The 20572-nt window shown below is 71.0% G+C and carries 19 protein-coding genes; 5 read left to right on the top strand and 14 right to left on the bottom strand.

The genetic code is table 11. The features are described 5' to 3' along the window. The 7 genes from ACIY1X_RS06300 to hemA form a co-directional block, all read right to left on the bottom strand. Window positions 1–762, bottom strand: a 762-nt coding sequence (locus ACIY1X_RS06300) for an AAA family ATPase (protein ID WP_399679013.1), incomplete at its 3' end; no start/stop codon positions are given. Between the two features lie 117 nt (window positions 763–879). Beyond that, entirely contained in the window at window positions 880–1377 is a 498-nt protein-coding gene (locus ACIY1X_RS06295; RefSeq protein ID WP_399679010.1) for a cupin domain-containing protein, read from the bottom strand. Between the two features lie 10 nt (window positions 1378–1387). Continuing rightward, the gene (gene grxD / locus ACIY1X_RS06290; protein ID WP_038209710.1) at window positions 1388–1711 is read right to left on the bottom strand and encodes a Grx4 family monothiol glutaredoxin; all 324 of its coding nucleotides are present in this window, start codon (window positions 1709–1711) and stop codon (window positions 1388–1390) included. Window positions 1712–1796: 85 nt separating this feature from the next. Then, entirely contained in the window at window positions 1797–2270 is a 474-nt protein-coding gene (locus tag ACIY1X_RS06285) for a hypothetical protein (protein ID WP_399679007.1), read from the bottom strand. Then, window positions 2267–3118 carry a peptide chain release factor N(5)-glutamine methyltransferase gene (gene prmC / locus ACIY1X_RS06280; RefSeq protein WP_399679006.1) on the bottom strand — a complete coding sequence of 284 codons (852 nt, stop codon included), beginning with the start codon at window positions 3116–3118 and terminating at the stop codon, window positions 2267–2269. The genes ACIY1X_RS06285 and prmC overlap by 4 nt, the downstream gene beginning before the upstream one ends. Next, window positions 3115–4197 (bottom strand): peptide chain release factor 1, encoded by a 1083-nt coding sequence (gene prfA, locus ACIY1X_RS06275; RefSeq protein WP_399679004.1) that lies wholly within the window; start codon window positions 4195–4197, stop codon window positions 3115–3117. The genes prmC and prfA overlap by 4 nt, the downstream gene beginning before the upstream one ends. A 93-nt stretch (window positions 4198–4290) precedes the next feature. Further along, on the bottom strand, window positions 4291–5562 hold the full coding sequence (gene hemA / locus ACIY1X_RS06270) for a glutamyl-tRNA reductase (RefSeq protein WP_399679003.1): 1272 nt from the start codon (window positions 5560–5562) through the stop codon (window positions 4291–4293). Between the two features lie 91 nt (window positions 5563–5653). On the opposite strand from hemA, the gene ACIY1X_RS06265 reads away from it, so the two are divergent. Beyond that, window positions 5654–5932: a hypothetical protein gene (locus ACIY1X_RS06265; protein WP_399679001.1), complete on the top strand. Its 279-nt coding sequence runs from the start codon at window positions 5654–5656 to the stop codon at window positions 5930–5932. A gap of 19 nt (window positions 5933–5951) precedes the next feature. Here the strand turns inward: ACIY1X_RS06265 and ACIY1X_RS06260 are convergent, their stop codons facing one another. The 6 genes from ACIY1X_RS06260 to ugpB form a co-directional block, all read right to left on the bottom strand. After that, complete coding sequence (locus tag ACIY1X_RS06260) at window positions 5952–8375, bottom strand: DUF3772 domain-containing protein (protein WP_399678999.1); 2424 nt, start codon at window positions 8373–8375, stop codon at window positions 5952–5954. A 49-nt stretch (window positions 8376–8424) separates the two neighbouring features. After that, window positions 8425–9174, bottom strand: a complete 750-nt coding sequence (gene ugpQ, locus ACIY1X_RS06255; protein WP_399678996.1) for a glycerophosphodiester phosphodiesterase — start codon at window positions 9172–9174, stop codon at window positions 8425–8427. Beyond that, window positions 9171–10181 (bottom strand): sn-glycerol-3-phosphate import ATP-binding protein UgpC, encoded by a 1011-nt coding sequence (locus ACIY1X_RS06250; protein WP_399678993.1) that lies wholly within the window; start codon window positions 10179–10181, stop codon window positions 9171–9173. The genes ugpQ and ACIY1X_RS06250 overlap by 4 nt, the downstream gene beginning before the upstream one ends. A 26-nt stretch (window positions 10182–10207) precedes the next feature. Further along, on the bottom strand, window positions 10208–11056 hold the full coding sequence (ugpE, locus tag ACIY1X_RS06245; protein WP_399678991.1) for a sn-glycerol-3-phosphate ABC transporter permease UgpE: 849 nt from the start codon (window positions 11054–11056) through the stop codon (window positions 10208–10210). 33 nt (window positions 11057–11089) lie between these two features. After that, entirely contained in the window at window positions 11090–11971 is an 882-nt protein-coding gene (gene ugpA, locus ACIY1X_RS06240) for a sn-glycerol-3-phosphate ABC transporter permease UgpA (protein ID WP_399678989.1), read from the bottom strand. Window positions 11972–12110: 139 nt separating this feature from the next. Continuing rightward, the gene (gene ugpB / locus ACIY1X_RS06235) at window positions 12111–13421 is read right to left on the bottom strand and encodes a sn-glycerol-3-phosphate ABC transporter substrate-binding protein UgpB (RefSeq protein ID WP_399678987.1); all 1311 of its coding nucleotides are present in this window, start codon (window positions 13419–13421) and stop codon (window positions 12111–12113) included. Window positions 13422–13641: 220 nt separating this feature from the next. On the opposite strand from ugpB, the gene serA reads away from it, so the two are divergent. The 3 genes from serA (at window position 13642) to ACIY1X_RS06220 (ending at window position 19291) form a co-directional block, all read left to right on the top strand. Further along, window positions 13642–14874 (top strand): phosphoglycerate dehydrogenase, encoded by a 1233-nt coding sequence (gene serA / locus ACIY1X_RS06230; RefSeq protein ID WP_399678985.1) that lies wholly within the window; start codon window positions 13642–13644, stop codon window positions 14872–14874. Between the two features lie 101 nt (window positions 14875–14975). After that, a complete protein-coding gene (locus tag ACIY1X_RS06225) occupies window positions 14976–18845 on the top strand; it encodes a DUF3683 domain-containing protein (protein ID WP_399678982.1) in 3870 nt (1289 codons plus the stop codon). Further along, window positions 18842–19291: an HIT family protein gene (locus ACIY1X_RS06220; RefSeq protein ID WP_399678980.1), complete on the top strand. Its 450-nt coding sequence runs from the start codon at window positions 18842–18844 to the stop codon at window positions 19289–19291. The genes ACIY1X_RS06225 and ACIY1X_RS06220 overlap by 4 nt, the downstream gene beginning before the upstream one ends. An 18-nt stretch (window positions 19292–19309) precedes the next feature. Here ACIY1X_RS06220 and ACIY1X_RS06215 read toward each other — a convergent pair whose 3' ends face one another. Next, a complete protein-coding gene (locus tag ACIY1X_RS06215) occupies window positions 19310–20044 on the bottom strand; it encodes a hypothetical protein (protein WP_399678977.1) in 735 nt (244 codons plus the stop codon). Window positions 20045–20157: 113 nt separating this feature from the next. Here ACIY1X_RS06215 and ACIY1X_RS06210 point away from each other — a divergent pair, with 113 nt between their 5' ends. Beyond that, window positions 20158–20571, top strand: a complete 414-nt coding sequence (locus ACIY1X_RS06210; RefSeq protein WP_399678974.1) for a gamma-butyrobetaine hydroxylase-like domain-containing protein — start codon at window positions 20158–20160, stop codon at window positions 20569–20571. Window position 20572: the final 1 nt, after the last annotated feature.

The following is a 20572-nucleotide window of genomic DNA, read 5'->3' as shown; positions in this document are numbered from 1 at the left end:
GCGCCGCGCCTGCTCGGGCGAGGGGGCCTCGATCTCGAACACGTTCATGCGGTTGAGGATCGGCTCGGGTACGGCGCGCTCGTCGTTGGCGGTGGTGATCCAGATGACCTGGCTGGCGTCGATCGCCACCTCGGCGAACTCGTCGACGAAGCTGTGGGCGGTGTCGTGCTCCAGCAGCGAGTACAGCGCGCCCAGCGGGTCGTACTGCGCGTCGGCGCTGGCCTTGTCGATCTCGTCCACCACGATCACCGGGTTGGCGTACTGGCCGTCCACCAGCGCCTCGAAGACCTTGCCGGGGCGCGAGCCCTTCCACTGCGCGCTGGCGCCCGAGAGCAGCCAGCCGGCGGTCATGGAACTCATCGGCACCAGCTGCATGCCGGTGCCCAGCAGCTCGGCCAGCTTGCGCGCGAAGTGCGTCTTGCCGATGCCCGGCGGGCCCAGCAGCAGCATCGGCGTGACCTCCAGGCCGTCCTGCGAGTCCTGCGCCAGCGCGACATGGCGGCGCACGTCGTCCAGCGCGTCGGTGAAGTTGGGCAGTTGGTCGTAGAGGGCGGCCATGTCGGGCACGCCGCTGGGCTTGACCTGGAAGCGCTCGGGGCCGCGTTCGAGCATGCGTTCGTAGGTGCTGCGCAGGTGCTCGTGCTCGCGTTCGGGCAGCTTGGCCAGCTTGCGCTCGACCTCGTGCGTCTGGTAGACGCTGCGCAGCTGCGCCACGGGCAACTGGAAGGACGCGCTGGCCGGAACGAGACTGCGGGAATCCATGGACACCTCCGAATCGAACTCGCGTGACGCACAGCATAAGCCGTGCCCGCGCCTTCGTGGTGAGGAGGATTTCGCGGCTGACAGCGCTTGTCTCGCCGCGACTACAGCGACGTCGGATCAGACGCCGCCGGTGGGATGCGTGGGGTCCACCCACAGCACCGTCTCGGGCTTTTCCACCGGCTCGATGTCGATGTTGACCGCCACCGCCTCGCCGTCGCTGCGGCACAGCACGCACTCCAGCGGCTCGGTGGCGCTGGCGTTGATCTCCTGGTGCGGCACGTAGGGCGGCACGTAGATGAAGTCGCCGGGGCCGGCCTCGGCGGTGAATTCGAGGTGCTCGCCCCAGCGCATGCGGGCCTTGCCGCGCACCACGTAGATCACCGATTCGAGGTGCCCGTGGTGGTGGGCGCCGGTCTTGGCGTCGGGGTGGATGGTGACGGTGCCGGCCCACAGCTTCTGCGCGCCGACGCGGGCGAAGTTGATGGCGGCGGCCCGGTTCATGCCGGGCGTCTGAGCGGTGTTCGTGTCGAGCCGGTCGCCGGGGATGACGCGCACCCCGTCGTGCTTCCACGCCGGCTCGGCATGGCCGTGATCGTGCGGGTGATCGTGGGCCATGGCGCGGCGTTCAGGCCGGCTGGGCCAGCACCTGCTGCAGTTCGCCCGACTCGTACATCTCCATCATGATGTCCGAGCCGCCGATGAACTCGCCGCGCACGTACAGCTGCGGGATGGTGGGCCACTGGCTGTAGTCCTTGATGCCCTGGCGGATCTCGGGGTCGTCGAGCACGTTGACCGTGGTGACGGCCTTGGGATCGACGCCGCAGGCCTTCAGGATCTGGATCGCGCGGCCGGAGAAGCCGCACATGGGGAAGCTGGCGCTGCCCTTCATGAACAGCAGGATGTCGCTGCTCTTGACGAGGCCATCGATGCGTTGCTGGACGTCGCTCATGGGGTGTTCCTGGGGCAAAAGGCTGGGGATGCGGGGATTATTTCATCGGCCGCCCGGCCGTGCGCGGGGTGGGGGTTCCGGGTTTTCAGGCGGCCGGCGGGATGCCGAGGCGGGCGGCGCGCAGGCCCAGGTGGTGCATGGCCTCGCGCAGCACCAGCAGCGCAGCGGCGAAGCCGGCGTCGTCGGGCACGCCGGCCTGGGCGGCGGGGCGGCCCAGCGCCAGGTCGGCCAGGCGGGCGAAGGCGGCCTCGACGGTGTCGATGTCCAGCACGTCCCCTGCAGCGCCGATGCCCGCCGCCAGCGCGCCGGTGCCGGCGCCCAGCCACAGTTCGGCCGGGCGCGGCAGCCCGGCCGCCAGGGGCATCACGGCGTCCTCCACCGTCTCGATGGCCGCCTCCAGCGCCAGGGGACTGGCGGGGCGGCCGAAGCGGTGCTGCCGCGCCAGCCGTTCGGGGCCGATGGGCAGCGCGTGCACCTGCGCCTTGCCCTGCGCGTCGCGCCAGCGCAGGGTGGCGTCGTCGGGCGACAGGTCCAGGATGACGGCGGCGGCTGCGTTCATACCGGAGAAGGCCTCCACTGGCCGCCGCTGCAGCGTTCGATGCCGGCCAGGTCGCGGCGCGACTGCACCTGCGCGAAGCCGGCCCGGGCCAGCAGGCCGTGCACCGCGCCGGCCTGGTCGTGGCCGTGCTCCAGCAGCAGCCAGCCGCCATCGGCCAGATGCGCGGGCGCGCCGGCCACGATGCGGCGGATGTCGTCCAGCCCGTCCGCGCCGCTGACCAGCGCCGAGGCGGGCTCGTGGCGCAGCGCCGGCAGGTGCGGGTCGCCCTCGGCGATGTAGGGCGGGTTGCTCACGATCAGGTCGTGGCCGGCCGCCGCGCCGGCCAGCCAGTCGGCCTGCCGGAAGCGCACCGGCAGGTCCAGCCGGGCGGCGTTGGCGCGGGCCACGGCCAGGGCATCGGCGCTGGCGTCCACCGCCTCCACCTGCGCGTCGGGCCGGGCCTGCTGCACGGCCAGGGCGATGGCGCCGCTGCCGGTGCCCAGGTCCAGCACGCGCGGCGCGGCGCGGCCGGCCAGGCACTCCAGCGCCCAGTCGACGATCGTCTCGGTGTCGGGGCGGGGCACCAGCACGCGCGGGTCCACCGCCAGCGCGAGGCCGCGGAATTCCTTTTCGCCGAGCAGATAGGCGACCGGCTCGCCGGCGGCGCGGCGCGCGGCCAGGGCGCCGAAGGCGGCCCAGGCGGGCGCGGGCAGGGCGTCGCGGTCGTGGGCGAGCAGCCAGGCGCGGTCGCCGGCCGGGCGGCCCAGGGCGTGCAGCAGCAGCATCTGCGCGTCGAGCCGGTCCAGGCCCAGGGCGCGCGCGGCCTGCAGCGCCTGCGCCAGGTCGGCCGGCGCGGCGCCGCGGGTCACGCCGACGCCTCCAGCTCGGCCAACTGCTCGGCCTCGCGCGCGGCGCGCAGGGCGGCCACCACCTCGGCCAAGTCGCCTTCCATGATCGCCGCCAGCTTGTACAGCGTCAGGTTGATCCGGTGGTCGGTGAGCCGCCCCTGCGGGAAGTTGTAGGTGCGGATGCGGTCGCTGCGGTCGCCGCTGCCGATCAGGCCCTTGCGGGTGGCGGCCTCTTTCGCGGCACGCTCGCTGCGCTCCTTCTCCTGCAGGCGGGCCTGCAGCACGCGCAGGGCCTGGGCCTTGTTGGCGTGCTGGCTGCGGCCGTCCTGGCATTCGGCCACGATGCCGGTCGGCAGGTGCACCACGCGCACGGCCGAATCGGTCTTGTTGATGTGCTGGCCGCCGGCGCCGCTGGCGCGGAAGGTGTCGATGCGCAGCTCGGCCGGGTTGAGGGTGATGGCCTCGGCCTCGTCGGGCTCGGGCATCACGGCCACGGTGGCGGCGCTGGTGTGGATGCGGCCCTGCGTCTCGGTGGCCGGCACGCGCTGCACGCGGTGGCCGCCGGACTCGAAGCGCAGTTGGCCGTACACGCCGTCGCCCTCCACGCGCAGCACCAGCTCCTTGTAGCCGCCGATCTCGCTCTCGCTGGCGCTCATCACCTCGACCTTCCAGCCCCGGCCGGCGGCGTAGCGGGTGTACATGCGCGCCAGGTCGCCGGCGAACAGGGCCGACTCGTCGCCGCCGGTGCCGGCGCGGATCTCGACGAAGGCGTTGCGCTCGTCGTCGGGGTCCTTGGGCAGCAGCAGGCGCTGGAGTTCGTCCTCCAGCTGCGCCAGCTCGGCCTCGGCGCCGTCGATCTCCTCGCGCGCCATCTCGGCCATGTCCGGGTCGCCGAGCATGTCCTGGGCCGCGGCCAGGTCGGCCTCGCGCTGCTGGTAGCGTGCCCAGCGGCCGGCGACGGCGCTCACCTCGGCATGCTCCTTCGCCAGCGGCCGGTACTTGGCCATGTCGCCCATGACGTCCTCGCGCGAGAGCAGGAAGTCCAGTTCCGCCAGGCGCTGGGCCTGGCGTTCGAGTTGGTGGCGGAGGAAGTCTTTCAAGGGGAGGCGGGCCAGAAGGGGAAGGTGGGCAGGCCGGCACGGCTGCCAGGCTGTGCGGCCGCCATGCTGCAGCCGCTGCGCGCGAGGGCGCCGCTAACGTTCCTTGCGCAGGAACAGGCGCGAGACGGCGGCGGCGGTCTGCTGGCGCGCCTCGGCGTCGCCGGCATGCAGCTCGGCCAGGGCGCCATGCAGCAGCTTCTGCGTCAGGCCGCGCGAGAGGGCTTCCAGCACGGCATCGACGTCGTCGCCGCGCGCCAGCAGCTTGCGCGCGCGCGCCAGCTCGGCCTGCCGCCACTCGTCGGTCTGGGCCTGCAACTGCTGGATCAGCGGCACGTTGGCGCGCTGGTCCATCCAGTGCATGAAGCTGCGCACGCCGGCGTCGATGATGGTCTCGGCCTGCGCCACCGCGGCCTGGCGGCTGGCCTCGCCCTGGCGCACCACGTGGGCCAGGTCGTCCACGGTGTAGAGGTAGATGTCCTCCAGCTGCCGCACTTCCGGCTCGATGTCGCGCGGCACCGCCAGGTCGACCATGAACATGGGCCGGTGCCGGCGCGCCTTGAGCGCCCGCTCCACCGCGCCCAGGCCGATCAGCGGCAGGGTGCTGGCGGTGCAACTGATGACGATGTCGAACTCGGCCAGGCGCCCGGGCAGGTCGGCCAGGCGCATCGCCTCGCCGCCGAAGCGGCCGGCCAGGCTCTCGCCGCGTTCCAGCGTGCGGTTGGCAATCGCGATCTTCTTCGGCGCCCGGGCGGCGAAGTGCGTCACCGCCAGGTCGATCATCTCGCCGGCGCCGACGAACAGCACGCGGGTCTCGCGCAGATCCTCGAAGAGCTGGCTGGCCAGGCGCACGGCGGCGGCGGCCATGCTGACGGAGTGGGCGCCGATCTCGGTGGTGGTGCGCACCTCCTTGGCGACGGCGAAGCTGCGCTGGAAGAGCTGGTTGAGCGTGGTGCCCAGCGCGCCGGCGGTCTCGGCGGCGCGCACCGCGTCCTTCATCTGGCCGAGGATCTGGGCTTCGCCCAGCACCATCGAGTCCAGCCCGGCGGCGACGCGGAAGGCGTGGCGCGCGGCCTGGTCGTCCGACAGGGTGTAGGCGTGCGAGCGCAGCAGGGCGGGCGAGACGCCGCCGCTCTCGGCCAGCCAGCCGACGGTGTGCTCCAGCGCCGGGTGCTCGGCCGCGCAGTAGATCTCGGTGCGGTTGCAGGTGGAGAGGATGGCCGCCTCCACCGGTGGGTGGCCCTGGCTGCCCACGGTGCGGCGCAGGCTCTGCAGCGTGGGGGCGATCTGGTCGAGGGCGAACGCGAAACGACCGCGCAGATCGAGCGGCGCGGTCGTGTGGTTCAAGCCGAGGGCCCAGACTGCCATGGGCCCCGATTATAAAATTTGCACTCGCTATCGCGCCGCGCGCCGCAGCAAGACCCCGGCTATCACGGCGATCGGCCAGGGCGCATGCTCCATGACCCTCCTGGCCCTTCTCAATCACCTGCTGAATTTCGCGCTGCCCGCCCTGGCGGTGGCGCTGGTGCTGGCGCTGGCGGCCCGGCTGTTCATGAAGCGCGGCGCGGGGGCGCCCGGGCTGGCCGCCCAGGTGGCGATCACCTTCGCCGCCGGCGTCGTGGTCCTGCTGGCGGGGCTGGCACTGACCGGCCGCGACGGCCGCATCGGCACCTATGCGGCGCTGGTGGCGGTGAGCGGCACGGTGCAGTGGTGGCTCATCCGCGGCTGGCGGCGCTGATACGGCGCCGGCCTCCGGCTCATCCGCCCGGAGGCGCGGCGTCGGCAGGCGGCGCGGGCGCGGCCGGCGGCGGCACCGCCATGGTCAGCATGGGTGCGGCCAGCGGCAAATCGGCCTGCCGCAGCGCATCCAGGATCGAGAACAGCAGGTCGCTGCGCACGCTGCCGGCCTGCCGCGGGCTGGCGACGTAGGCGATCGCCTGGAAGATCAGCTGCCCGTTCTCGATGCCCTCCAGCGTGAGCGAGGGCGCCGGTGCGGCCAGCACGGCCGGGTGGGCCTGGCAGGCCGCCAGCATCAGCTCGCGCACCCGCTGCGCGTCGCTGGTCAGCGGCATGGGCAGGCGGATCAGCACGCGGCCCTCGGCGTTGGCCAGCGTCATGTTGCGCACGGTCTTGGTGATGAACTCCGAGTTGGGCACGATCAGCGTGGAGCGGTCGCCCAGCTGGATCTCGGTGGCGCGCACGTTGATGCGCTTGACGTCGCCCTCGGTGGTGCCCAGCACCACCCAGTCGCCCACCTTCACCGGCCGCTCGGCCAGCAGGATCAGCCCCGAGATGAAGTTCTGCACGATCGCCTGCAGCCCGAAGCCGATGCCCACCGACAGCGCGCTGGCGATCCAGGCGATGCGGTTGACGCCGATGCCCAGGGCCGACAGCGCGAAGGCCACCACCACGATGCCGCCCACGTAGCCCAGCAGCGTGGCGATGGAGCTGCGCATGCCCGGCTCCAGCGAGGTGGTGGGGAAGTAGTGCTGCTGCAGCCAGTGGCGCAGCACCCGCAGCGCGACGAAGCCGACCACCAGCACCGACACCGCGCTCAGCAGCGCGGCCGGCACGATCTCGAACTCGCCCACCTTCAGCCCGGTGCCGAACTGGCTGCTGCGCTGCACGACCTCGCCCGGTCCGGTGCCCAGCGGCGCCACCAGCGTCACCACCATGTAGAAGAACAGGGCCAGCCGCAGCAGGCCCGAGAGCAGCACCGCCGCCTGGTCCAGCGTGGAGGCCGAGAAGCCGAAGCCGCCCGCCAGCCGCTGCCCCGAGGCGCTGCGCGAGCCCAGCAGCGCCATGCACAGGTCGTCGGCGAACTTGAACAGCACGTAGAACGCGCAGGCGACGATGCCGGTCCAGGTCAGCTGGCTGGCGATGGTGCTGGCCAGCGCGACGTAGCCCAGGCCCACCAGCACGACGATGGCCACCAGCGCCAGCGCCACCAGCGCGCGCAGGGTGCCCACCCACAGCGGCCGGGCCGCGGCGGCGGCCTGGGCGTCGCCGTCCGCGGCGGGCCCGCCGCGCGGCGGGCGCAGGCGCATCAGCATGGCGGCGATCAGCGCGCTCAGGGCCAGAGCGGCGGCCACGTGCGTGGCCACCACCGCGGCGTAGCTGGCGTCCACCAGGGCGTTGATCTGTGTCGGCACCCACACCAGCACGCCGACCAGGGCCGTCAGCGCCGGAAAGGCGCGCAGCCGGCGCGCCATCGGGTCGGCGATCGGCGGCAGCCGCCAGGAAGGCCGCGCATTGGCCAGCAGCGCCCGCCCCAGGCTGACGACGAAGGTGATGAACAGCAGCGCGCCCTGCGCCAGGCGGGCCAGCTTGCGCGTCAGCTCGCCCATCATGTCGTGCGCCTCGAAGACGGCCAGCAGCCCGCGGAAGGCCAGCGCCACCACCAGCAGGTTGGCCGTGACGACGGCGATCACCAGCAGCGAGCGCCGCAGCCGCCCGCCCGGCAGCACGCGCTGGGCCAGCGCCACCAGGCCGCGCTCGACCAGCACGTTGCCCAGGGTGACGGCCAGCGCCGCCAGCAGCAGCGCCCACAGCACGGGGGCGCGGTGCTCGTCCTGGCCGGCGACGGCGGCGGCGGCCTGCAACTCGTCGGCTAGCGGCTGCAGGCGGCGCAGGTCCTGCGGTCGGGCCTCGGCGATGTCGGCCCAGAACTCCTGCGTCAGCGGCGAGGCGGCGCGCTCCGTCAGCTGCGCCTCGAAGTCCTGCCGCCGGCGGGCCAGCAGCTCGTTGGCGCGCTGCTGGGCATCGACCATCACCAGCTTGGCCAGGCGGATGTCGGCGTCCACCGAGTTGCGCTCGCGCGTGAGGGCGGCCCGCTGGCGGGTGATGTCCGGGTCTTCGCCGACGCCGGCGGCCGGCGGGTTGCCCAGCTCGCCCAGGCGCGCGTTGAGGTCGTTCAGGCGGCCGGTGCGCTGGGCGACGAACTTCTGCGCGCCGGTGGCGATGGCGTCGACCTCCCGCACCAGGCGGCGCGCCTCCTCGCCGGTGTCGGCCGAGGTCGGCAGGCGGTCGAGCTGGGCGCGCAGCTCGGCGACATCCGGCGCCGCCTCCGCGGCGGGCGCCTGAGCCTGGGCGTGCGCGGGCAGGGCGCCCGGGCCGGCGTGCAGCAGCAGCACGGCGAGCACGAGCGCCAGGGCGGCGCCGAGGCGGGTATTCCAGCTCATGCGGCCCATCATAGAAAAGCGGGCGCGGCGGCCCGGTCGCGCCGGCGCTTCAGCCCTGCGGCGCGAAGAGGTCCACCCGGTCGGTGATGATCCCGTCGGTGCCCAGGTCGATCAGGCGCTGGGCGGCCCATTCGTCGTTGACCGTGTAGCTCAGTTGCCGCAGGCCGGCGGCGCGGGCGGCACCGACGCTGGCGGCGTCCCACAGCGCGTGGTTGCACACTACGGCCGCGCAGCCCAGCGACTTCGCCTCGTCCAGCCAGCCTTCGCGCAGCGTGTCGAGCAGCAGGCCGCGCGGCAGATGCGGGGCGGCCTCCCGGGCGGCGGCCAGCGCGTCGGGCTTGAAGGAGGTGAGCAGCGGCGGCACCGGCGCGCCGGCCCACAGATGCCCGGCCTCGTGCGCCACGGCCGCGCCGGTCTCGCGCTCGGTGCCGGGGGTGGGCTTGATCTCGATGTTCAGCAGGTGGCCGTTGGCCAGGCAGAAGCGCGCCAGCGCGGCCAGCGTGGGCAGCGGCTCGCCGGCGTAGCGGCGCGAGTGCCAGCCGCCGGCGTCGCGCTGCGACAGCTCGGACCAGGGCTGCTCGCCGCCGATGCCGGTGCCGTCGGTGGTGCGGTCCAGGGCCGCGTCGTGCATCAGGAACACCACGCCGTCGCGGCTGAGCTTGGCATCGCACTCGAACATGCGGTAGCCGTGCTCCGCGCCCAGGCGGAAGGCGGCGAGCGTGTTCTCGGGCGCGAGCCGCCCGGCGCCGCGGTGGGCGATCCAGCGCGGGTAGGGCCAGGAGGGCAGCGGGCGGCTCATTCCGCCCGCTTGCCGGAACCGGCGTCGAACCAGTGCAGCTTGTCCTTGCGCGCCGACATGCGCACCGTGTCGCCGACCTTGGGCGCGAACTGGCCCTCGTCGACGCGGGCGATGATCTGCTCGTCGCCGATGCGGCCGTAGACCAGGCGCTCCGCGCCCAGCAGCTCGACCTGCTCCACGTTCACGCTCCAGCCGTCGGCCTCGCCCACCACGATGTGCTCGGGTCGGATGCCGAGGATCTGCCCGCTGCGCACGCCCGGCGCCGCCTTGAGCAGGTTCATCGGCGGCGAGCCGATGAAGCTGGCGACGAAGGTGGTGGCGGGCCGGTTGTAGACCTCTTCGGGCGTGCCGAACTGGTCCATCACGCCGGCGTTCATCACGATGATGCGCTGGGCCAGCGTCATCGCCTCCACCTGGTCGTGGGTGACGAACAGCGAGGTGATGCCCAGCTCGCGGTGCAGCTTCTGGATCTCCAGGCGGGTCTGGGCGCGCAGCTTGGCGTCCAGGTTCGACAGCGGTTCGTCGAACAGGAACACCTGCGGCTGGCGCACGATGGCGCGGCCCATCGCCACGCGCTGGCGCTGGCCGCCCGAGAGTTCGCGCGGCTTGCGCTCCAGCAGGTGCGACAGCTCCAGGATCTTGGCCGCCTTGTCCACCCGCTGCTTGATCTCGGCCTTGGGCACGCCCTGGATCTTGAGCCCGTACGCCATGTTGTCGTAGTTGCTCATGTGCGGGTAGAGCGCGTAGTTCTGGAACACCATCGCGATGTCGCGCTGCGCGGGCTCGACGTCGTTGACCACGCGGCTGCCGATGGCGATCTCGCCGGCGGAGATCTCCTCCAGGCCCGCGACCATGCGCAGCAGGGTGGACTTGCCGCAGCCCGAGGGGCCGACGATGACGACGAACTCGCCGTCCCCGATCTCCGCGGAGACGCCGTGGATGACCTGGTTGGCCTTGGCGCCCTTGCCGTAGCGCTTGATGACGTTGCGAAACGTAATGCCGGACATGCTGTTGTGCTCTTGTGTTCTCGCGTTTACTTCTCGGTGTCCACCAGGCCCTTGACGAACCAGCGCTGCATCAGCACCACCACGATGGCCGGCGGCACCAGCGCCAGGATGGCGGTGGCCATCACCAGGTTCCAGTCCACCGCCGCGTCGCCCGAGGCGATCATGCGCTTGATGCCGATCACCACCGGGTACATGTCCTCGCTGGTGGTGGCCAAGAGCGGCCACAGGTACTGGTTCCAGCCGTAGATGAACTGGATCACGAACAGCGCCGCGATCGAGGTCTGCGACAGCGGCACCAGCACGTCCTTGAAGAAGCGCATGGGGCCCGCGCCGTCGATGCGCGCCGCCTCCACCAGCTCGTCGGGCACCGACAGGAAGAACTGCCGGAACAGGAAGGTGGCGGTGGCCGAGGCGATCAGCGGCACCGTCAGGCCCGCGTAGGTGTTGAGCATGTTCAGGTCGGCCAGCACCTTGTAGGTGGGCAGGATGCGCACCTCCACCGGCAGCATCAGCGTCACGAAGATCAGCCAGAACACGATCTTCTTGAACGGGAAGCGGAAGTAGACGATGGCGAAGGCCGACAGCAGCGAGATGGCGATCTTGCCGACCGCGATCACCATCGCGGTGACGAAGCTGATCCACATCATGCGGCCGACCACCACGCGCGCGCCCTGGGTGTCGGCGCCGGTCAGCGCGGCGGTGTAGTTCTCGACCATGTGGGCGCCCGGCACCAGCGGCATGGGCACGCGCAGGATCTCGTCGCGCGTGTGGGTGGAGGCGACGAAGGCCAGGTAGATCGGGAAGGCGATCAGCAGGATGCCCAGGATGAGCACCAGGTGCGAGACGAAGGTCAGGCCGGGGCGGCGTTCAACCATGGGCGAGGCTCCGGGCGAAGGTGGGGCGGTGCATCAGTACTGGACCTTCTTTTCGACGTAGCGGAACTGGATCACCGTGAGCGCGACGACGATGACCATCAGCACCACCGACTGCGCGGCCGAGCCGCCCAGGTCCAGCGCCCGGAAGCCGTCGTGCCAGACCTTGTAGACCAGGATCGCCGTGTCGCGGCCCGGGCCGCCCTCGGTCGTGGCGTGCACGATGGCGAAGGTGTCGAAGAAGGCGTAGACCACGTTCATCACCAAGAGGAAGAAGGTGGTGGGCGACAGCAGCGGGAACTGGATGCTGAAGAAGCGCCGCAGCGGCCCGGCGCCGTCGATGGCGGCCGCCTCGATCAGCGCCTTGGGGATGGACTGCAGGCCGGCCAGGAAGAACAGGAAGTTGTAGGAGATCTGCTTCCACACGGCCGCGACCACGATCAGCGTGAGCGCCTGGCCGGAGTTGAGCAGGTGGTTCCAGTCGAAGCCCGTCTGGCGCAGCCAGTAGGTCACCACGCCGATGCTGGGCGAGAACATGAAGATCCACAGCACCCCCGCGATGGCCGGCGCCACGGCGTACGGGATGATCAGGAAGGTCTTGTAGACCAGGGCGCCGCGCAGGATGCGGTCGGCGAAGACGGCCAGCACCATCGACAGCGTGATGCCGCTGACCGCCACCAGCACCGAGAAGATGGCCGTGATCTTGAACGAGTCGATGTAGGCCGGGTCTTCGAACAGCGTCCGGAAGTTGTCCAGGCCGACGAAGGTGGTGGAGGTGCCGAAGGCATCCTCGGCCTGCACCGACTGCAGCATGGCCTGGCTGGCGGGCCAGAAGAAGAAGACCAGGATCACCGCCATCTGCGGCGCGATCAGCAGCCAGGGCAGCCAGGCGGATCGGAAGAGAACGCGTTTTTCCATGAAGCCTCTGGAAACGAAAACGCCCGCGCGGCATCTTTGCGGGCGTGCGAGTCTACTGCGACGACGCACTCCCTCCCCCGCCTGGCGGGGGAGGGCAGGGAGGGGGTGCTCCAGTGCCGCCGCAGGCGAACAAGGGCTTTCAGCCCTTGTTCGCCTTCTGGAAGCGTTCGAGCTGCTCGTTGCCGCGCTTGACCGCCGCGTCCAGCGCCTGCTTGGGCGTGGCCTTGCCGGACCAGATCTGCTCCGTCTCCTCGTCGATGATGGTGCGGATCTGCACGAAGTTGCCCAGGCGGATGCCGCGCGACTTGTCGGTGGTCTTGCGGATCATCTGCGTCACGGCCACGTCGGTGCCCGGCTTCTCCTTGTAGAAGCCCGAGTCCTCCGTCAGCTTGTAGGCGGCCATGGTGATGGGCAGGTAGCCGGTGCGCTTGTGGCTCTCGGACTGCACCTTGGCGTCGGACAGGAAATCGAAGAACTTCGCCACGCCCTTGTAGTGGTCGGCCGGCTTGCCGGACATCACCCACAGGCTGGCGCCGCCGATCACGGTGTTCTGCGGCGCGCCCTTCACGTCGGGGTAGTAGGGCAGCGTGGAGATGCCGTAGGCGAACTTGGCGTCCTTGGACACGCGCGCGTACAGCCCCGAGGAGCCGGTCATCATCGCGCACTCGCCGGAGGGGAAGGAGGCGTCGGCGGCATTGCCGCGGCCCTTGTAGACGAAGGTGCCGTCCTTGGCCATCTTCGCCAGGTTCTCGAAGTGCTTGAGCTGCAGCGGCGCGTTGAAGACCAGCCGCGCCTTGGTGCCGCCGAAGCCGTTGTTCTCGCTGGCGAACAGGGTGTTGTGCCAGGCCGAGAAGCTCTCCAGCTGCGTCCAGCTCATCCAGCTGGTGGTGAAGGGGCACTTGTGGCCCGAGGCCTTGAGCTTGTCGGCCGCGGCGAACACTTCGGGCCAGGTGGTGGGCGCCTTGTCGGGGTCGAGGCCGGCGGCCTTGAAGGCGTCCTTGTTGTAGTAGAAGATGGTGGTCGAGCTGTTGAGCGGGTAGCTCAGCATCTGGCCGTTGGGCGCCGTGTAGTAGCCGGCCACGGCGGGCACGTAGGCGTTCTGGTCGAACTTGACGCCGCCCTGCTTCATCACCTCGGCCACCGGCTTGATGGCGCCCTTGGAGGCCATCATGGTGGCGGTGCCGACCTCGAAGACCTGCAGGATGTCCGGCGCGTTGCCGGCGCGGAAGGCGGCGATGGCCGCGGTCATCGACTCGTCGTAGCCGCCCTTGTAAGTGGGCACTACCTTGTAGTCCTTCTGGCTCTCGTTGAACTGCTTGGCGAGGTCGCCGACCCATTCGCCGAGCGGGCCGCTCATCGAGTGCCACCACTGGATCTCGGTCTGTGCCTGGGCCGGGACGGCGAAGGCGGCAGCCAGCGCAGCGGCGCCGGCAAGCATGTTGAATCGCATGCAAAAACTCCTGCTGGAAATAACAAAGCCGCGCATGCTATGGCCTTTTCGTGACAGCGCGGCGGCGATCGTTTGTCGCACGGCACGCGGCCGGCCGCGTAGCGGGGAAACCCTTTTCCTGCAACGGGCCGCGCAAGACCGCACTGGTAGTGTGCTGCGGTGCAGCATGCTAGGCTGCAGGCCCTTCTTTCCGACCCTCCTCCCGACCACCCGCCGCGCCATGACGACCAAGACCTCCCTGGACAAGAGCAAGATCAAGTTCCTGCTGCTGGAGGGCATCCATCCCTCCGGCGTGGAGCTCATCCGGGCGGCGGGCTACAGCCAGGTCGAGGTGCTCGCGGGCGCGCTCGACGCGGAGGAGCTCAAGGCCCGCGTGGCCGACGTGCATTTCCTGGGCATCCGCTCGCGCACGCAGCTCACGCCCGAGATCTTCGCGGCGGCCCGCAAGCTGGTGGCGGTGGGCGCCTTCTGCATCGGCACCAACCAGATCGACCTGGGCGCGGCGCTCGAGCATGGCGTGGCGGTGTTCAACGCGCCGTACTCCAACACCCGCTCGGTGGCCGAGCTGGTGCTGGCCGAGGCCATCCTGCTGCTGCGCGGCGTGCCCGAGAAGAACGCCGTGGCCCACCGCGGCGGCTGGCTCAAGAGCGCCGAGAACGCCTTCGAGATCCGCGGCAAGACGCTGGGCATCGTCGGCTACGGCTCCATCGGCGCGCAGCTGTCGGTGCTGGCCGAGGCGCTGGGCATGCACGTGGTCTTCTACGACGTGGTGACCAAGCTGCCGCTGGGCAACGCGCAGCAGGTGCGCAGCCTGAACGAGCTGCTGGGCGCGGCCGACATCGTGAGCCTGCATGTGCCGCAGCTGCCCTCGACGCAGTGGATGATCGGCGAGGCGCAGATCGCGGCCATGAAGCCCGGCGCCATCCTCGTCAACGCCTCGCGCGGCACGGTGGTCGAGATCGAGCCGCTGGCGGCCGCGATCAAGGCGAAGAAGCTGCTCGGTGCGGCCATCGACGTTTTCCCGGTCGAACCCAAGAGCAACAAGGACGAGTTCGTCTCGCCCCTGCGCGGGCTGGACAACGTGATCCTCACGCCGCACATTGGCGGCTCGACGATGGAGGCGCAGGCCAACATCGGCGTGGAGGTGGCCGAGAAGCTGGTCAAGTACAGCGACAACGGCACCACCACCAGCAGCGTCAACTTCCCCGAGGTGGCGCTGCCGGCCCACCCCGGCAAGCACCGCCTGCTGCACGTGCACCGCAACGTGCCGGGCGTGCTCTCGGCCGTCAACGGGGTGTTCGCCGACACCGGCATCAACATCTCGGCGCAGTACCTGCAGACCAACGAGAAGGTGGGCTACGTGGTGACCGACATCGACGCCGGCTCCTCCGAGCGGGTGCTGGAAAAGCTGGCGCAGGTGCCGGGCACCATCCGCAGCCGGGTGCTGTTCTAAAGCCCTGCCGGCAGCCCGGGCCGCCGCCGGAGGCGGCCCGGGAATAAAATTCCGGCCCCGGTACGAGGGCGCGCGGCGCCCCGCCGAGGCGCCACCCCCCGATGAATGCCCCGACCGCGCTGACCGCGTTGCTGTCGCAGGCCGCCGAGCCGGCGCGCCTGCGCGAGATTCCGTACAACTACACCAGCTTCTCCGACCGCGAGATCGTCATCCGCCTGCTGGGCGGCCGGGGCTGGGAGCTGCTGCAGAGCCTGCGCCAGGAGCGCCGCACCGGCCGTTCCGCCCGGATGCTGTACGAGGTGCTGGGCGACATCTGGGTGGTGCAGCGCAACCCCTACCTGATCGACGACCTGCTGGACAACCCGCGCCGCCGCGGGCAACTCGTCGAAGCCCTGCGGCACCGCCTGGCCGAGGTCCAGAAGCGCCGCACCCCGCAGGACGACCCGCAGCGCGACGCGCTGGTGGGCGAGCTGTGCGCGCTGGCCCAGGCCGCCGTGGAGTCCTTCGGCCGATCCTTCGACGAGATCGCCGCGCTGCGCCGCCAGGCCCGCAAGGTGCTGGGGCGCCTGACGGCCCGGGACAACATCAAGTTCGACGGCCTGTCGCGCGTGTCGCACGTCACCGACGCCACCGACTGGCGGGTGGAGTACCCCTTCGTCGTGCTCACGCCCGACACCGAGGCCGAGATGGCGAAGCTGGTGGCCGGCTGCTTCGAGCTGGGCCTGACCATCATCCCGCGCGGCGGCGGCACCGGCTACACCGGCGGCGCCATCCCGCTGACCTGGAAGAGCGCGGTCATCAACACCGAGAAGCTGGAGGCGATGACCGAGGTGGAGATGATCGAGCTGCCCGGCCTGGAAGGCCGGCAGGTGCCGACCATCTGGACCGAGGCCGGCGTCGTCACCCAGCGCGTGGCCGACGCGGCCGAGCGCGCGGGCTACGTCTTCGCGGTCGATCCCACGTCGGCCGAGGCCTCGTGCGTGGGCGGCAACGTGGCGATGAACGCGGGCGGCAAGAAGGCCGTGCTGTGGGGCACGGCGCTGGACAACCTCGCCTCCTGGCGCATGGTCACGCCGCAGGCCGAGTGGCTGGAGGTCACGCGCATCGGCCACAACCTGGGCAAGATCCACGACGCCGAGAGCGCGGTGTTCGAGCTGCAGTACTTCGCCGCCGACGGCAGGACGAAGCTGCGCAGCGAGCGCCTCACGATCCCCGGCAAGACCTTCCGCAAGGAAGGCCTGGGCAAGGACGTGACCGACAAGTTCCTCTCCGGCCTGCCGGGCATCCAGAAGGAAGGCTGTGACGGCCTGATCACCAGCTGCCGCTGGGTGGTGCACCGCATGCCGGCACACACCCGCACGGTGTGCCTCGAGTTCTTCGGCCATGCCAAGGACGCGGTGCCCAGCATCGTCGAGATCAAGGAGTTCATGTTCGCCGAGCAGAAGCGCAGCGGCGTGCTGCTGGCGGGCCTCGAACACCTGGACGACCGGTACCTCAAGGCCGTGGGCTACGCCACCAAGAGCAAGAAGCACGGCGGCCTGCCCAAGATGGTGCTGTTCGGCGACATCGCCGGCGATGACGCCGACGCGGTGGCGCGCGTCACGTCGGAAGTGGTGCGCATCGCCAACTCGCGCTCGGGCGAGGGCTTCGTCGCCATCAGCCCCGAGGCGCGCAAGAAGTTCTGGCTCGACCGCAAGCGCACGGCCGCCATCAGCCGCCACACCAACGCCTTCAAGATCAACGAGGACGTGGTGATCCCGCTGCCGCGCATGGCCGAGTACACCGACGGCATCGAGCGCATCAACATCGAGCTGAGCCTGCGCAACAAGATCCGCCTGGCGCACGAGCTGGAGGCGTTCCTCTCGCGCGGCAGCCTGCCGCTGGGCAAGAGCGACGACGCGCACGAGATCCCGGCGGCCGAGCTGCTGGAAGGCCGCGTGCAGCAGGCCATCGCCCTGGTGCGCGAGGTGCGCTCGCGCTGGGCGAGCTGGCTGGGCGACGCGGACGCGCTCTTCCCGCGGCTGCAGAGCCACGAGCTGCGCGCGAGCTGGAAGACCGAGCTGAAGGCGCCGCTGGCGCGCATCTTCTCGGGCGCCGAGTTCGCGCCCATCCTGGCCGAGTGCGACGCCATCCACAAGCGCGTGCTCAAGGGCCGCGTGTGGGTGGCGCTGCACATGCATGCCGGCGACGGCAACGTGCACACCAACATCCCCGTCAACAGCGACGACTACGAGATGCTGCAGACCGCGCACGAGGCGGTGGCGCGCATCATGACGCTGGCGCGCGGCCTCGACGGCGTGATCTCCGGCGAGCACGGCATCGGCATCACCAAGCTGGAGTTCCTGAGCGACGCGGAGCTGGCGCCCTTCGCGCGCTACAAGCAGCAGGTCGATCCGGAAGGCCGCTTCAACAGGGGCAAGCTGCTGCGCGACGGCTCGCATCCGCTGCACGCGGACCTGACCAGCGCCTACACGCCCAGCTTCGGCCTGATGGGGCACGAGTCGCTGATCATGCAGCAGAGCGACATCGGCGCCATCGCCGACTCGGTCAAGGACTGCCTGCGCTGCGGCAAGTGCAAGCCGGTGTGCGCCACCCACGTGCCGCGCGCCAACCTGCTGTATTCCCCGCGCAACAAGATCCTCGCCACCTCGCTGCTGGTGGAGGCCTTCCTGTACGAGGAGCAGACGCGCCGCGGCATCAGCATCAAGCACTGGGAGGAGTTCGAGGACGTGGCCGACCACTGCACGGTGTGCCACAAGTGCCTCACGCCCTGCCCGGTGAAGATCGACTTCGGCGACGTGTCGATGAACATGCGCAACCTGCTGCGCAAGATGGGGCAGAAGAGCTTCCGGCCCGGCAACGCGGCGGCGATGTTCTTCCTCAACGCGACCAACCCGGCCACCATCAAGGCGGTGCGCGCCGGCATGGTAGGGGTGGGCTTCAAGGCCCAGCGCCTGGCCAGCGACCTGCTGCGCGCGGCGGCGAGGAAGCAGACCGCCCATCCGCCGGCCACGCTCGGCCCGGCGCCGCTCAAGGAACAGGTCATCCACTTCGTCAACAAGAAGATGCCCGGCGGCCTGCCCAAGCGCACCGCGCGTGCGCTGCTGGACATCGAGGACGCCGACTACGTCCCGATCATCCGCAACCCGAAGGCCACCACGACCGAGACCGAGGCGGTTTTCTACTTCCCCGGCTGCGGCTCGGAGCGCCTGTTCTCGCAGGTCGGCCTGGCGACGCAGGCGATGCTCTGGCATGCGGGGGTGCAGACGGTGCTGCCGCCCGGCTACCTGTGCTGCGGCTACCCGCAGCGCGGCGGCGGCCAGTTCGACAAGGCCGAGCAGATGATCACCGACAACCGGGTGCTGTTCCACCGCGTGGCCAACACGCTGAACTACCTGGACATCAAGACGGTGGTGGTCAGCTGCGGCACCTGCTACGACCAGCTCCAGGGCTACCAGTTCGACAAGATCTTCCCCGGCTGCCGCATCGTGGACATCCACGAGTACCTGCTGGAAAAGGGCATCCGCCTGGAGGCCAACGCGGCTGCCTACCTCTACCACGACCCCTGCCACACGCCGCTCAAGCAGCAGGACCCGATGAAGACCGTCAAGGCGCTGGTCGGCGAGCACGTGCTCAAGAGCGAGCGCTGCTGTGGCGAGTCGGGCACGCTGGGCGTGACGCGGCCCGACATTTCGACGCAGATCCGCTTCCGCAAGGAGGAGGAGCTGAGGAAGGGCGAGGCGGCGCTCAAGGCCCAGGGTGCCGTCGGCGAGAAGGGCAACGTGAAGATCCTGACGAGCTGCCCGAGCTGCCTGCAGGGCCTCTCGCGCTACGGCAACGACCTGAACAACGGCCTGCTCGAAGCCGACTACATCGTGGTCGAGATGGCCCGTCAGATCCTCGGCGAAGACTGGATGCCCCGCTACGTCGAGGTCGCCAACCAGGGTGGCATCGAAAGGGTGCTCGTATGACGAACCACTTCACGACCACATGCTCGCTGTGCGAGGGCGCCGGCGGGCGCGTGGTGTACGAGTCGCCGGCCTTCCGGGTGATCCAGGCCGAGGAGGCGGGCTTCCCGGCCTTCTACCGCGTCGTGTGGTCGGACCACGTGGCCGAGTTCTCCGACCTCTCGGCCGCCGAGCGCGCCCGGTGCATGGCGGCCGTCGCGGCGGTCGAGGAGGCCCTGCGCGACGTGCTGGCGCCCACCAAGGTCAACCTGGCGGCGCTGGGCAACCAGGTGCCGCACCTGCACTGGCACGTCATCGCCCGCTTCGACTGGGACAGCCACTTCCCCGGCCCGGTGTGGGCCGGCGCCCGGCAGGACCGCAGCACCGCCCACGAGGCCGAACTGCTGCTGAAGCTGCCGGCGGTGGATGCGGCCATCACGGCGAAGCTGAAGGCGCTGGACGCGGCCTGAGCGCGCCGGGCGTCAGGCTCAGCGTGCGGCCGCGCGCTGCGGCCGGTCGGCGCACAGTTGCCTGAAGGCCGTGTCCTGGCGCAACTGGGCGCGGAACCGGTTCGCTTCCGGCGTGCCGGGCGTACAGACTTTCTCGAGTTCCTGGCGGGCGCCGCGATGGCCGGCGCTGGCGGCGTGGGCCAGCAGGCGCACGGCCTCGAAGGGCAGGGCGCCAGCGGATGACGGTGCCGCCGGCGCTGCGGCCGCGCCGGCCCGTGCGGGCGGTGCCGGGTCCAGCACGCGGCCGGGCCCCGGACCCGTGCCGATGCGCTCCACCGCGGTGAAATCGCCGGTGCGGCCGGCGCGCTCGACCATCTGCCGGTAGGCGTCCATCATGGCCGAGGTGTCCTTCGGGGTCAGCTCCCTGGCCGGCCGCGCGAGGTAGGCCGCCACCTCGGGCGGCAGCGCGGCGTTGACCGCGCTCAGCTCGCCGCCGGCCTTCAGGCCGGTGCGCGCCGCGTCGTCGGCCAGGCCGCCGGCGGCCGAGGCCGCGCCGCGGCCGGCCAGTTCGGCCGCGCCTTCCGCGCCGGCGACGCCCACCGCCGCGCCCTTGCCCGCGGTGCCCGCCGCCTTGCCGGCGCCGCCGGCCGCCTTGCCGATCTTCGCCAGCGCACCCCAGAGCGCGTGGCCGGGCTGGGGCGCCAGCGCCAGGGCGGCGATGAGCGCGCAGGCGGGCAGCGCGGAGAACCGGGGCAGGCGTGGAGCGGCGGGCATCCGGCGATCATAGGAACGCCGCTGCGCCGGGCCGGGCCGCATACGCATGAAGGTCTTCGCGGGCGCGGCATACTGCGCAGCCCGCGCACTTTCCGCTTCGACGCCGAAATCTCATGGCTGGCCTGCGACCCGAGACCCCCACCCCCGTGTCCATCACCCTGCACGGCGCCTCGCGCGTGCTGGAGGTGGGCTTTTCCGACGGCGCCGTGTTCCGCATTCCCTTCGAGCTGATGCGCGTGTACTCGCCCTCGGCCGAGGTGCAGGGCCACGGGCCCGGCCAGGAGGTGCTGCAGACGGGCAAGCGCGAGGTGCAGATCGTCGACCTGCAGCCGGTGGGCAACTACGCGGTGCAGCCGGTCTTCAGCGACGGGCACGAGAGCGGCATCTATTCGTGGGACCTGCTGTACGAACTCGGCGCGAAGCAGGACGAACTGTGGGCCGCCTACGCGCGCCGCCTGGCCGAAGCGGGCATCGACCGCGATGCGCCGATGCCGCCCAGGGCCGGCCACGGCTGCGGCCACCACTAAC

Origin of the sequence: Xenophilus sp. (assembly GCF_044462705.1) — a bacterium.
Lineage (GTDB): Bacteria > Pseudomonadota > Gammaproteobacteria > Burkholderiales > Burkholderiaceae_C > Xenophilus > Xenophilus azovorans.
The sequence above is the reverse complement of the archived record's forward strand: the minus strand, read 5'-3'. Positions and strand labels throughout refer to the sequence as shown.

Excerpts from the sequence above, each read along its gene's own strand:
- ACIY1X_RS06260 (WP_399678999.1), bottom strand. The coding sequence starts at position 8,375 with ATGAGCTGGAATACCCGCCTCGGCGCCGCCCTGGCGCTCGTGCTCGCC.
- ugpQ (WP_399678996.1), bottom strand. The coding sequence starts at position 9,174 with ATGAGCCGCCCGCTGCCCTCCTGGCCCTACCCGCGCTGGATCGCCCAC.
- ACIY1X_RS06225 (WP_399678982.1), top strand. The coding sequence starts at position 14,976 with ATGAATGCCCCGACCGCGCTGACCGCGTTGCTGTCGCAGGCCGCCGAG.
- grxD (WP_038209710.1), bottom strand. The coding sequence starts at position 1,711 with ATGAGCGACGTCCAGCAACGCATCGATGGCCTCGTCAAGAGCAGCGAC.
- serA (WP_399678985.1), top strand. The coding sequence starts at position 13,642 with ATGACGACCAAGACCTCCCTGGACAAGAGCAAGATCAAGTTCCTGCTG.
- ACIY1X_RS06220 (WP_399678980.1), top strand. The coding sequence starts at position 18,842 with ATGACGAACCACTTCACGACCACATGCTCGCTGTGCGAGGGCGCCGGC.
- ACIY1X_RS06215 (WP_399678977.1), bottom strand. The coding sequence starts at position 20,044 with ATGCCCGCCGCTCCACGCCTGCCCCGGTTCTCCGCGCTGCCCGCCTGC.
- ugpE (WP_399678991.1), bottom strand. The coding sequence starts at position 11,056 with ATGGTTGAACGCCGCCCCGGCCTGACCTTCGTCTCGCACCTGGTGCTC.
- ugpA (WP_399678989.1), bottom strand. The coding sequence starts at position 11,971 with ATGGAAAAACGCGTTCTCTTCCGATCCGCCTGGCTGCCCTGGCTGCTG.
- ACIY1X_RS06285 (WP_399679007.1), bottom strand. The coding sequence starts at position 2,270 with ATGAACGCAGCCGCCGCCGTCATCCTGGACCTGTCGCCCGACGACGCC.
- hemA (WP_399679003.1), bottom strand. The coding sequence starts at position 5,562 with ATGGCAGTCTGGGCCCTCGGCTTGAACCACACGACCGCGCCGCTCGAT.
- ugpB (WP_399678987.1), bottom strand. The coding sequence starts at position 13,421 with ATGCGATTCAACATGCTTGCCGGCGCCGCTGCGCTGGCTGCCGCCTTC.
- ACIY1X_RS06295 (WP_399679010.1), bottom strand. The coding sequence starts at position 1,377 with ATGGCCCACGATCACCCGCACGATCACGGCCATGCCGAGCCGGCGTGG.
- ACIY1X_RS06265 (WP_399679001.1), top strand. The coding sequence starts at position 5,654 with ATGACCCTCCTGGCCCTTCTCAATCACCTGCTGAATTTCGCGCTGCCC.
- ACIY1X_RS06250 (WP_399678993.1), bottom strand. The coding sequence starts at position 10,181 with ATGTCCGGCATTACGTTTCGCAACGTCATCAAGCGCTACGGCAAGGGC.
- ACIY1X_RS06210 (WP_399678974.1), top strand. The coding sequence starts at position 20,158 with ATGGCTGGCCTGCGACCCGAGACCCCCACCCCCGTGTCCATCACCCTG.